The sequence below is a fragment of the Sneathiella chinensis genome, assembly GCF_012720115.1.
GTDB lineage: Bacteria > Pseudomonadota > Alphaproteobacteria > Sneathiellales > Sneathiellaceae > Sneathiella > Sneathiella chinensis.
On sequence record NZ_VNWN01000018.1, the window covers coordinates 1 to 582 of the forward strand.

1 protein-coding gene is annotated in these 582 nt (G+C 64.9%); it reads right to left on the reverse strand.

The window, feature by feature from the left end; translation table 11 throughout:
* Positions 1-582: autotransporter outer membrane beta-barrel domain-containing protein (locus FQB27_RS16965; RefSeq protein WP_169562189.1), on the reverse strand; the 582-nt coding region annotated here is incomplete at both ends.

The window sequence follows — 582 nt, forward strand, 5'->3', positions numbered from 1 at the left end:
AGCCCAAGGCCATAGCCCACTTCCAGATCGGAGGAGAGATCAAGCGCCCCATAATCGGCCCGGGCGGTTTCTCGCGTGGCGCCGACAGTGACGTTGCGGTCCGCCTCAATCCGGTGCAGGCCACCGCCGGCCACCCCATCCAGATACAGCGATCCCGCCTGCCAGCGGCCATAGGCGGCCAGTTGGTAACTGTCCACATGGGTATCACCAGAGGATGACGCCAGCGTCCGGGTATAGGACCCGGCCCCGCCCAGCGTCAGGTCCGGCAGAACCTGCAGATCCGCACCTGCACTCACCCCGCCATAGCGGTAATCGGTGCCTTCCGCATTGGCGGTGCCGGATACATCACCAAAACCGCCATAGCCGCGCACCCAGACCGCCTTGTTGCGGTCCAGCCCGGTTTCGGCGGCCTGCACGGCTTCGGCCAGACTGTGGGACCAACTGTCGGTGCCGTCTGACGCCATGGCCAGTGTGCCGCTATTGGTTCGGGTCCGGTCGCCATCAAGGCGGTTTTCGATCTGCTCATAAAAGGCCAGTCCGGCCCGATTGAAGAAGGTCGGCCCGTGGGTATGGGGCATCCCG